Raw genomic sequence first — 11,069 nt, forward strand, 5'->3', positions numbered from 1 at the left:
AGCAGCGAAAATCGATACAGAACAGGACCTTAGAAGGAATTTCAAATGAAGTGTTTTCTTAAGGTCCTGTATATGAAGGGTGAATAGTCAAAAGGTGCAAAAGGCACTCGATAGGGTAAGGATTCAACAGCATTCCTATTAACCTACTGACTTCAATGTCACCAGTATTTTTACTGATAATCCTCTAGTGACACCTTTCGATGAAGAATAGAAAAAATATGTCTGTCAGTGTGCTCTTATCACCTCATTCGTGGGCATCAGATTGTTAGGATAGCGCCAAGAGATCAAGAGTGTGCTCTTCTGTTGACTCATTAACGTACCTTACTGCCCCTCCACTGCGATCATAACGGTCGCATACTGCTGTCACCGTATGTAAATCGCTTCATGTCACAGTGTTTTGACATCTTATTAAACACTCTATTGAGGAGTTCAGTCTGGGATGATTCAGTCCCGATACAGCGGGGTCAGGTAGGATCCGGATTGACTCTCCCTCTTGTTGACCCTCTAATTGACAGCCTGGACCCTCATCATCATGCATCTTATGAAAATCCTACTGGTTGAAGACGACAAGCTGCTCAATCACCACCTCTCCACCCTGTTGACCGAGGCCCAGAACCAGGTTTACAGCACGGACAAAGCCCAGGTGGCGCTGCACTATGCGGCCGACTACCCCATCGATGTCGCCATCATCGATCTGGGCCTGCCTGACATGGATGGCCTTCAGCTCATCACCCGCCTGCGCGAGCAGCAGATCCCCTTTCCCATCATTGTGCTGACGGCCAGAGGCAACTGGCAGGACAAGGTGGAAGGACTGGAAGCCGGGGCGGACGACTACCTGGTCAAACCCTTCCAGAAGGACGAGCTGCTGGCCCGCCTCAATGCGCTGGTACGCCGCAGCGCCGGCTTCATCTCCCCCAGAGTGAAGGCGGGTGACTACGAGCTGGATCTCTCCCGCAAGGAGCTGACCATCGCCGGCGAGGTCACCGTGCTGACCAGTTTCGAATACCTGATCCTGGAATACCTGATGCGAAATGCCCGTCAGGTGGTCTCCAAACAGCAGTTGCTGGATCAGCTCTATGGGGACGGTGAAGGGGATCCCAACACCATCGAGGTGATGGTGAGCCGGCTTCGCAAAAAACTGGATCCGGAAGGGAGCATCCAGCCCATCTCCACCATCCGCCGCCAGGGCTACATCTTCAACCTCGCCTGTAGCTGATGCGCCTTGCCATGTTGCATCCCCTAGCCCTGATCCGCCGCTCCCTGCACCTCAAGCTGATGCTGAGTGCCATGCTGGTCATCGCGCTCATCATGGCCTTCTCCGTCTACATCCTTTACCTCGGCCATGCCGAGGAGCAGGCCCAGAAAGCCAGTGTCCGCATGCAGGAGAACCTCTCCAAGCTGTTCTCGTCCAAGCAGCCGGAGCCCCACGCAATGACGGATCTTGGCAAGCTCACCCCGGATGCCATCGACCCCAATCTCGACACCCTGATCTGCCGCGCCGACGGGGCGCTGAGCTGGTCCAGCCTGCACATACCGGAGGTGGTCTCCATCAAGGAGACCATCTGCCGGGATCTGATGAGATACCTGGGGGGATTGGATCAGGACTATTTCTTCAAGCTGCATACCATCAAGAACGGCGAGAGCTACTTCATCTACAGCCTGCGTTTCCTGCGCAATCATGGCGCCGGCCCCACCACCTACTACGTGGTGATGGTCGATTCCGCCCGGCGCTATCAGGCCCAGACCCGCGATTACCTCTACCGCTGCATTCGCCAGGCGCTGCTCGCCTACTGTCTGCTGGGCGCCCTGTTGCTGCTCACCAGTTTTTGGAGCCTCTCCTCCCTGCGTACCATGGCACGCCAGATTGACGAGATCCGCGCCGGTACGCGAGAGGCACTGTCAAACGACTACGAGCGCGAGCTGACCCCCCTGACAAGCTCGGTCAACCAATTGCTGGAGAACGAACGCCAGCAGACCCAGCGCTACCAGCACGCCCTCAACGATCTCGCCCACAGCCTGAAAACCCGGCTGGCGCTCATCCAGATCACCGCCCAGGAGCTCAAGCTCGGCCACGACATCCATGACAACATCAATGAACAGATCACCACCATGGATCAGATCATCCAGTACCAGTTACGTCGTGCCGTCACCGGGCGAAAGCGCCTCGCAAACAAGGGCACCGAACCGGTTCCCCTTATAGAGAAGCTGCTGGCCAGCCTCGCCAAGGTCTATCGCCACAAGAAGCTGCAGACCGGCTTCCAGTTTGACGACGATGTCTTCTTTCACGGCGAGCAGGGCGATCTGATGGAGCTGATGGGCAACCTGCTGGACAACGCCTGCAAGTTCGCCATCAGCGAGATCCGGGTTCATGTCCGCCACCGGGAGAGCGGCCTGCTCATCGTGGTGGAAGACGACGGCCCCGGCATCGATCCCGGCAAATCGCAGCAGATCTTCCAGCGCGGCGTGCGGGCTGACAGCTCCCCCGGCCAGGGGATTGGCCTCGCCGTGGTGACCGAAATCGTGCACAGCTACGGCGGCGAGATCCGGGTGGATGACTCCCCGCTCGGCGGCGCGAGATTCCACATCACCCTCCCCTGACAGCGCAGGAGCCAGTACCTGGCTCCTGCCGCATTCGGGCGTTGCCATCCCGGTGCTTTCCCTGTCTCACACCTCACTCCTTATGCTTCGACCAGGCCAAGCACATGGCAGCGGGGCTGACGAGCTTGCACCCCCATCAGAAGCTGACCTGCCGCTCCCCTCAGCCCCATGCTCGCGCAGAAACGACAGGCATAAAAAAACCGGCCGCGAGGGCCGGTAAAACAGTTCAGGCTTGTCAGGTGACAATGCGCACCCAGCGGATGAAGACCGGTTTCAATTCCCTATGAAGCCCCGTCCTCTTGAGTACGTAGGTTCACTTTACGCCCCGGTCACTGAATCGGGACTGAACCATGTTCACCCTGGCAAGGCTCAGAGACGGATCCCGAGCGACTGGCGCAGATAAGCCCCTGCCCCGAGCAGCCCCGGTCCTTCATGGGTGATAAGGAAGACCGGAATGTCTTTGAGATAAGGCTTGAAGCGCCCCTTGTCCTCGAAGGCGACCCGAAAGCCCGATCCGATGAAGAACTCCTGGAAGCGCGGCACGATGCCACCGGCGATGTAGACACCGCCGAAGGTGCCCATGTTGAGGGCCAGGTTGCCGGCAAAGCGGCCCATGAGCACGCAGAACAGGCTCAAGGTGCGGCGGCAATCGAGGCAATCCCCCGCCAGCGCACGCTCGGTGATGTCCTTGGGGGCAAAGGGTTCGGGCTCGCGGCCATCGGATTTGACCAGGCCGCGATAGAGATTGACGAGCCCGGGGCCCGAGAGGAAACGCTCCGCCGACACATGGCCCAGCTCGCCGCGCATCACCTGCAGCACCGCATCTTCCTCTTCCGTGTTGGCGGCGAAGTCCACGTGACCGCCCTCACCCGGCAGGCTCAGCCACTGCTCACCGGCCTGCACCAGGTGGGCGACGCCAAGGCCGGTACCTGCGCCATAGATGGCGATGGGCTTGCCGGCTACCGGAGCCGCGCCCCCGAGCTGGATGCGATCGCTCTCGCCGAGCACGGGCACCGCCATGGAGACGGCAGTGAAATCGTTGATCACCTGCAGGCGCGCAAGGCCGAGGTTGGCCTGCATCTCGCGGATGGAGAACTCCCAGCTGTGGTTGGTCATGGCGACCCAGTCACCGTTGATGGGGCAGGCGATGGCGATGCACGCCTCGCCCACGGTGGCATCGTGCTCTTCGAGATAGAGGCGCACCACGGCCTCCAGGCTGGGATGGGCCAGCCCCGAATAGGTTTTTGCCTGGGAAATGGCGCCCGTCGCCAGTTCGCAGAGGGCCAGCCGGGCATTGGTACCGCCAACGTCGCCCACCAGCGCATGGGTATGCTGCATAACAAACTCCTTCGTTACCGACTCGGGGCGGCCCTTACCGTCCCGACATTATTATTTGCCTGCAATACTACTCGAGCCCGCAGCCGAGCTGCGCGATTTATGCAGACAAGTGTGCACCCGCTCACAGTGTTGTTGCTTTGCAACATTTGTAAGCGTTTTCAAGACGCAAATGGAAGTTTGCAACTAAAAACACGAAATAATTAGACATGAGTCATACTTTGCAGGGCCGAGATTAGTTCCGATAAGCGCTTGTCTTGTATAGTCATCGCGGAGATTGGAAACCTGCTTGAGCTGTGAATTTAGTGCACAGACACTGAAGTTAAATTACAAAAATGCCTGGTGGTAATGATGAATACCCTCGATAAAATTACGAACAATCTGGAAAGTTTCAGTAAATCAGAGCGTAAGGTGGCTGAAGTGATCCTGGCCTCACCCCAAACCGCCATTCACTCCAGCATTGCTACCCTGGCCAAGCTGGCCGATGTGAGCGAACCGACCGTCAACCGTTTCTGCCGTCGCCTCGATACCAAGGGCTTTCCCGATTTCAAGCTGCACCTCGCCCAGAGCCTGGCCAACGGCACCCCCTATGTGAACCGCCACGTGGAAGCGGAAGACGGGCCCGACACCTACACCGCCAAGATCTTCGAGTCCACCATGGCCTGTCTCGATGCCGCCAAGAACAGCCTGGACATCTCCGCCATCAACCGCTGCGTCGACATCCTGACCCAGTCCAAGAAGATCAGTTTCTTTGGCCTGGGCGCCTCTTCCGCCGTGGCCCGCGATGCCCAGAACAAATTCTTCCGCTTCAACATCCCCGTGGTGAGCTTCGAGGACATCGTCATGATGCGCATGAGCTGCATCAACAGCAGCGAAGGGGACGTGGTGGTCCTCATCTCCCACACCGGCCGCACCAAGGCCCTGGTGGAAATTGCCGCGCTGGCCCGGGAAAACGATGCCACCATCATCGGCATGACCGCCAAGGACTCTCCCCTGGCCCGCGAATGCAACCTGGTGCTCTCCATGGACGTGCCGGAAGACACCGACGTCTACATGCCGATGGCCTCGCGCATCGCCCAGCTCGCCCTGGTGGACGTGCTGGCCACCGGTTTCACCCTGCGCCGTGGCATGAAATTTCGCGAAAACCTGAAGAAAGTCAAAGAAGGTTTGCGCGAATCCCGCTTTGATACCCCGCACTCCTCCTGATCATTCGAGGGTCCGCCCCCGACTGTCTATGCCAACGGGCTTGGTGTAGTATCGAAATTCAATCAAACAAGGCCACCCAGATGGCCTGCCAGTTGGCGCCATGCCACATGCTTGACGGGGCAGTATTTCAAGTCATATCAACTTCACATTGGAGTCTTTCATGCCAAGACGTACAAAGATTGTTACCACACTCGGTCCGGCGACCGATCGCGACGGCATTCTCGAGGGGATCATTCGCGCCGGTGCCGACATGGTGCGGATGAACTTCTCCCACGGCACTCCTGAAGATCATATCCAGCGCGCCAACCAGGTGCGTGACATCGCCGCCAAGCTGGGCCGCCACGTGGCCATCATGGGCGATCTGCAAGGCCCCAAGATCCGCGTCTCCACCTTCAAGGATGGCAAGATCTACCTCGCCATCGGTGACAAGTTCATTCTCGACGCCGCCCTCGGCAAGGGAGAAGGCTGCCAGGAGCAGGTCGGCATCGACTACAAGAGCCTGCCGCAGGACGTGGTATCCGGTGACATCCTGCTGCTGGACGATGGCCGCGTGCAATTGAAGGTCGAGCAGGTCGAAGGCACCCGCATCCACACCACGGTGACCGTGGCCGGCCCTCTCTCCAACAACAAGGGCATCAACAAGAAAGGTGGCGGCCTCTCCGCACCGGCACTGACCGAGAAAGACAAGGAAGACATCAAGACCGCCGCCCGCATGAACGTGGACTACCTGGCGGTCTCCTTCCCCCGCAGCGGCGATGATCTGCGCTACGCCCGCGAACTGGCCCGCGAAGCTGGCTCCAACGCCAAGATCGTGGCCAAGGTCGAGCGCGCCGAGACCGTCGCCAGCGACGAGGCGATGGAAGACATCATCCTCGGCTCCGATGCCGTCATGGTGGCCCGTGGTGACCTGGGTGTCGAAATCGGCGACCCCGAACTGGTGGGTGTGCAGAAGAAGCTCATTCGCCACTCCCGCCGCCTGAATCGCGTGGTCATCACCGCGACCCAGATGATGGAGTCCATGATCAACGCACCGCTCCCGACCCGTGCCGAAGTCATGGACGTGGCCAACGCCGTGCTGGACGGTACCGATGCGGTGATGCTCTCCGCCGAGACCGCCGCCGGCCAGTTCCCCATCGAGACCGTGACCTCCATGGCCAGCGTCTGTGTGGGAGCCGAGAAGCACCCGAGCCTGAACGTCTCCAACCACCGCATGAACTACACCTTCACCTCGGTGGAAGAGGCGGTGGCTATGTCCACCATGTATGCGGCCAACCACCTGGAAGGGGTCAAGGCGATCGTGGCGCTGACCGAGTCGGGCACCACCCCGCTGCTGATGTCCCGCATCAGCTCCGGCCTGCCCATCTTCGCCATGTCTCCTCACAACAAGACCCTGGCCTGGGCCAACCTCTACCGCGGCGTCACTCCCGTGCAGTTTGATGGCGACGAGACCAAGCCGGTCTACGAGGTGTGCCGCGACGCGCTGGACGTGCTCAAGGCCAAGGGACTGCTGCAAAGCGGCGACATGGTATTGCTCACCCACGGCGACAAGATGGAGACCGTCGGCAGCACCAACACCTGCAAGGTGATGATGGTCGAGTAATCGCCCCTTCTCCCTGAAACAAAAACGGCTCCCGCGGGAGCCGTTTTTTATGGGGCCAGCCCAGGTTCAACCGCGAAACAGCTCCACCTTGTCCCCATCCTGCAGGCTGCCGGCGCCGCGCACCACCACCTTGTCTCCCTGCTTGAGAGCGCCGCTCACCGCCACCTCCCGGCTGTCCCCAAACAGCACGGTGACCGGCACCCGATTCACCGTGAGCGCCTCGCCGCTCTGCTCCACCTGATAGACCACGCTTCCCTCGGTGCCGAGCACCAGGGCATCCCGCGGCAGCAGCATGGTGTGCTGTTCTCCCATTGGCAGCGCCACCCGCACTGGCGAGCCGATGATGAAGGTACCCGCTTCCGGCTTGAGGCGCAGCTCGATGAGCCGGGACTTGGGATCGGCGCTCGCCGCTCGCTGGTAATAGATGGCGTGGCTGCTGAGCTGCTCCCCTTCCACCCGCAACCGGGTCTGAGTGGCCAGTTGCCGGGCCCAGGCGATGGGCGCACGCAACCGGATGTCCGGCTGGTCCGGATTGACCAGCTCAAGCGCCTGTTCGCCCGCATCCACATGCTCCCCCGGCTGGATGAAGTGTTCATTCACCACTCCGTCAAACGGGGCAAAGATGCGGCTTCTGCGCAGCTGCTCCTCAATCTGGCGCACCTGCACCCGCGCCAGCTGCTCGGCCAGCTCAGCCTGCTCCACGTCATAGCGCGCCTTGTCATACTGGCTCTGGGAGGCACTCTTTTGCTGGTGCAAACGAGCCAGGCGCTGGAACTCGGCGCGAGCGTAACGCAGGTTGCTCCCCTCTCTGGCTTGTTCCGCCCTCGCCTGCTCCAGCGAGAGGCGCAGGGTCGCGCTGTCCAGGCGCAGCAACTCGTCCCCCGCCTTCACCCGGCTGCCAAACTCGGCTATCCACTCCACCCGGCCGCTCACTTCGGCGCTGAGCGCCGCCTGCTGGCGGCTCGCCACCGTGCCGCTGACCCAGATGCTGGCCCCCGCCTCTCCCTGGGCCACCTCCGCCAGCGTCACCATCTTGCTTTGTGCAAGCGCAGGCAGCCCGCTAGCCAGCAGCAGAGCCCCCACCACTATCCTTGTGAAACCTTGTGTCATCGATGAGCTCCTTGCTCAGGCACGCTGTCGAAGGGCGTGCGGTATGTCGGTCTGCTCCCCCAACCGCAGGAAGGCGGGCAACAGGATCAGGGTGAAGAGGGTGCTGCAACTCATGCCGCCGACGATGACGGTGGCCAGCCCCCGGTAGATTTCGCTCCCCTCGCTCGGACTCAGCATCAGGGGCAGCATGCCGAAGATGCTGGTGAGGCTGGTCATGGCGATGGGACGCATCCGGCTTTGCAGAGCATCGGTGACTGCCGACTGTCGGCTCATCCCCTCCCGCTCGGCCATCCTGGTCTGGTGCACCAGCAGAATGGCGTTGTTGACCACCAACCCGAGCAGGATGACGAAGCCGATGATAGTGAGCAAGTCCATCGGCAGCGGCGCCACCAGACCGCTCAGGTGCAGAGCCAGCACGCCGCCGACGGTGGCGAGCGGCAAGGTGAGCAGCACCAGCACGGCATCCTTGAGGGAGGCAAAGACCCCCCACAGCAGAATGAGCAGTATCATCACGGCGAACAGGAAGATGCTGCCGAGGTTGCCGAGCGCCTGCTGCAGGCTGTCGGCATTGCCGGCGACCCGCAGCTCCCCCCCGGCCGGCAGCAAGGGCCGGATGGCGGCAAAGCTCTTGTGCTGCAGGGTGTCGAGCACCTGCTCCATGCTCATCCCCGCAGGAGGCGAAATCTGCAGACTGATGCTGCGCCGCCCATCGGATCGGAAGATGCTCTCAGGCCCGAGTTGCGGCTCCACCCGCAGCAGTTCCCCAAGGGGAACGATGCGCCCGGACGGGGTAGCAAGCGGCACCGCCTTGAGCTCGTCCGGGTTGGCGGAGGCCTGCCCCATCAGCAGGATGTCGAGCCGCTCATCCCCGTCGAAATATTCGCCGACCCGCAGACCATCGCCAAAGGTCTGGATGATGGCGGGCATGGGGGAGCGATCCCAGCCCACCTCGGCCAGGCGCCTGTCCTGGGGCACCAGCCGAAGCTCGGGAGCGGTGAAATCGAGTCCGGGCTCTGGCCTGACCTGGGCGCCGGGCAAGTCCCGCTGCACTATGGTCATGCTCTCCCGGGCCGCCTGATAGAGTTCGGGCAGCCCACCTCCCTGGATCAGCAGGGAGATGCTGTTTTCACTGTCAAAACCGCCAAACAGGGACCCCTGACCGCCAAACACCCGGGTGTCGGGAATGCCCACCAGCAACTGCTTCATCAAGAGCTGCTCCAGTACCTTGATCTGGCTCTCCTCCTTTGGCCGCACCCCGATCTGGGCACCGCCCGGGTAGCGCAGGATGTAGTAGTTCTTGAGGACAGGATCCTTCTCCCCTTTCATATAGGGGTCGAGGCGAGCAATCAGGGTATCGATCACCTCTTCCCGCTGGGCCTTGAGATTGACCCCCGGGGTGAAACTCATCCAGACATCGATGGCGTCCCGCTTCACATCCGGCAGGTAGTTCATCTTGGGCAGCAGCAGCCAGCTCGCCAGCACAGGCCCCGTCATCATCAGGACGATGATGGCCCAGCGCCTGGGGGCGGTGGCAGTCCAGCGGATCACATGGCGAGTGGCGCGGCACCACAGGCGCTCAAAGGGATCAATCAGCCGCTCGTGCCCCATCCAGCGCGCCGCCACCGCAGGCAACACCGTGACAGCCACCACCATGGAGACGGTCACCGCGCAGGCGATGGTGAGCGCAAGATCGGCAAACAACTGCCCTTCCACGTCGTTGAGCAGGAGCACCGGCAGGAAGATGGCGACCGTGGTCAGGGTGGACGCCACCAGAGCGGTCCACACCCGGCGGGTGCCCTCCAGCGCCGCCTCTCCCTTGCTGATGTCACCCCGCTCATGGCGCCGGTAGATGCTCTCCAGCACCACGATGGCGGCGTCGAGCACCATGCCGACCGCAAACGCAATGCCCGCAAGGGAGATGATATTGAGGGTCCGCCCCATCGCCTTGAGCAGGCAGAAGGTGAGCATGATGCTGATGGGAATGGCGATCGCGATCATCAGGGTCGCCTTGAGCTGGCGTAGAAAGACCCAGAGTATGGCGCAGGAGAGCAGCACCCCGAGCCCCAGGTTGGCGGTCACCATGCTCACCGCCCGGTTGATGTAGAGGGAAGCGTCAAACGACTGCTCCATGTGCAGGCCGACCGGCTCCAGCACCTCCCGGTTGAGCTCCCCGACCTTGGCCTTGATCCCCTCGAGCGCCGCCAGGGCATTGGCGCCGCTCTCCTTGAAGATCTGCGCCACGATGGCGGTGTTGCCGTTCTGGATGCGCAGCACCGGGTTCTCCTCCCGGGCCACTCTGATCTCGGCAACGTCCCGCAGATAGATGGGCAGGCCGTCACGCCAGTCCACCACCTTGTCCCCCAAGGCGGTCACGTCATAGCGACCGGCAAAGCGCAGCTTGTACTCCCAGCGTCCGATGTCGAGGGTGCCGGCCGATACATCCCAGCCCGTCGTTGCCCGGCTGGCGAGCACCGGGATCTCCACCCCCAGTTCGGCGGCGCGGTAAGGGTCGAAGCGGATCTGGATCTGGCGCTCGTTGATCCCCTCGATGTCGACCGTGGACACCCCGGGGATCCGCTCCAGCTCGGGCTTGACCCTCGCCTCGATCAGCGCCTGGTGATCGTCTATCTCCCCTTTGGCGCCGGGCAGTTGCTGGATGAAGAAGAAGGTCAGGGTGTCGTTGCTGCTGTAGTTGTTGACGTAAGGGCCACCGATGTTGTCCGGCAGCCCCGAAACCCGGTTCAGGCGGGAGATGACATCAAGCTGGGCCCGCTGCATGTCGGTGCCGAGGGCAAACTCCATGTCGATTTCGGTGAAGCCGGGGTAGCTGTTGCTGCTGAGGCTCTTGAGCCCCTGTACCCCCTGCATCTCCTGCTCGATGGGATCGGTTATCTCCGACTCCATCTCCTGGGGCGAGGCCGAACGCCAGTCCACCGTGATGTTGAGGTGAGGACGGTCTATGTCGGGAAACAGCTGGACGGGCAGTCCCCGGATGCTGAGCAGGCCCAGCAAAAAAATCAGCACGACCGAGACCGCCACCCAGATGGGGCGTTCGATCGCCGTTTTGGCGAGGTTCATTCACTCTTCCTGAGTTGTTGTTATCGGCCATTCCGATGGCCTTGCTTCCTGCCCCAAGGGTGGGGGCCATCTTAAATGCGAAAGGGGACTCCCTCCGACGTAGGTGGGAGGGGAATTTCGCCGGGGCGTCAGCCCCGCTGGT

7 protein-coding genes are annotated in these 11,069 nt (G+C 61.4%); 4 read left to right on the top strand and 3 right to left on the bottom strand.

Features of this window, described 5'->3' with window-relative positions:
* Positions 1-541 precede the first annotated feature (541 nt).
* Together OKC30_RS17105 and OKC30_RS17110 are read left to right on the top strand one after the other, a co-directional pair.
* A complete protein-coding gene (locus OKC30_RS17105) occupies positions 542-1,216 on the top strand; it encodes a response regulator (RefSeq protein WP_161646571.1) in 675 nt (224 codons plus the stop codon).
* Between the two features lie 11 nt (positions 1,217-1,227).
* A complete protein-coding gene (locus tag OKC30_RS17110; RefSeq protein ID WP_424925962.1) occupies positions 1,228-2,598 on the top strand; it encodes an ATP-binding protein in 1,371 nt (456 codons plus the stop codon).
* Positions 2,599-2,967: 369 nt separating this feature from the next.
* On the opposite strand, the gene glk is transcribed toward OKC30_RS17110, so the two are convergent.
* Complete coding sequence (gene glk, locus OKC30_RS17115; protein ID WP_039041241.1) at positions 2,968-3,936, bottom strand: glucokinase; 969 nt, start codon at positions 3,934-3,936, stop codon at positions 2,968-2,970.
* Positions 3,937-4,284: 348 nt separating this feature from the next.
* Between glk and OKC30_RS17120 the strand changes: the two genes are divergently transcribed.
* Positions 4,285-5,139 carry a MurR/RpiR family transcriptional regulator gene (locus tag OKC30_RS17120; protein WP_270809711.1) on the top strand — a complete coding sequence of 285 codons (855 nt, stop codon included), beginning with the start codon at positions 4,285-4,287 and terminating at the stop codon, positions 5,137-5,139.
* Between the two features lie 160 nt (positions 5,140-5,299).
* Positions 5,300-6,739: a pyruvate kinase gene (pyk, locus tag OKC30_RS17125; protein ID WP_263686404.1), complete on the top strand. Its 1,440-nt coding sequence runs from the start codon at positions 5,300-5,302 to the stop codon at positions 6,737-6,739.
* A 66-nt stretch (positions 6,740-6,805) separates the two neighbouring features.
* Here pyk and OKC30_RS17130 read toward each other — a convergent pair whose 3' ends face one another.
* Together OKC30_RS17130 and OKC30_RS17135 are read right to left on the bottom strand one after the other, a co-directional pair.
* On the bottom strand, positions 6,806-7,849 hold the full coding sequence (locus OKC30_RS17130) for an efflux RND transporter periplasmic adaptor subunit (protein ID WP_270809712.1): 1,044 nt from the start codon (positions 7,847-7,849) through the stop codon (positions 6,806-6,808).
* A 15-nt stretch (positions 7,850-7,864) separates the two neighbouring features.
* Positions 7,865-10,927, bottom strand: a complete 3,063-nt coding sequence (locus OKC30_RS17135; protein ID WP_270809713.1) for an efflux RND transporter permease subunit — start codon at positions 10,925-10,927, stop codon at positions 7,865-7,867.
* Between the last annotated feature and the right edge of the window lie 142 nt (positions 10,928-11,069).

This window comes from Aeromonas sp. QDB18 (assembly GCF_027705325.1).
Classification (GTDB): Bacteria; Pseudomonadota; Gammaproteobacteria; order Enterobacterales; family Aeromonadaceae; genus Aeromonas; species Aeromonas caviae.

Bases quoted from the DNA above. Each gene is read 5' to 3' on its own strand.
- OKC30_RS17105 (WP_161646571.1), top strand. From the start codon at position 542: ATGAAAATCCTACTGGTTGAAGACGACAAGCTGCTCAATCACCACCTC.
- OKC30_RS17110 (WP_424925962.1), top strand. From the start codon at position 1,228: ATGTTGCATCCCCTAGCCCTGATCCGCCGCTCCCTGCACCTCAAGCTG.
- glk (WP_039041241.1), bottom strand. From the start codon at position 3,936: ATGCAGCATACCCATGCGCTGGTGGGCGACGTTGGCGGTACCAATGCC.
- OKC30_RS17120 (WP_270809711.1), top strand. From the start codon at position 4,285: ATGAATACCCTCGATAAAATTACGAACAATCTGGAAAGTTTCAGTAAA.
- pyk (WP_263686404.1), top strand. From the start codon at position 5,300: ATGCCAAGACGTACAAAGATTGTTACCACACTCGGTCCGGCGACCGAT.
- OKC30_RS17130 (WP_270809712.1), bottom strand. From the start codon at position 7,849: ATGACACAAGGTTTCACAAGGATAGTGGTGGGGGCTCTGCTGCTGGCT.
- OKC30_RS17135 (WP_270809713.1), bottom strand. From the start codon at position 10,927: ATGAACCTCGCCAAAACGGCGATCGAACGCCCCATCTGGGTGGCGGTC.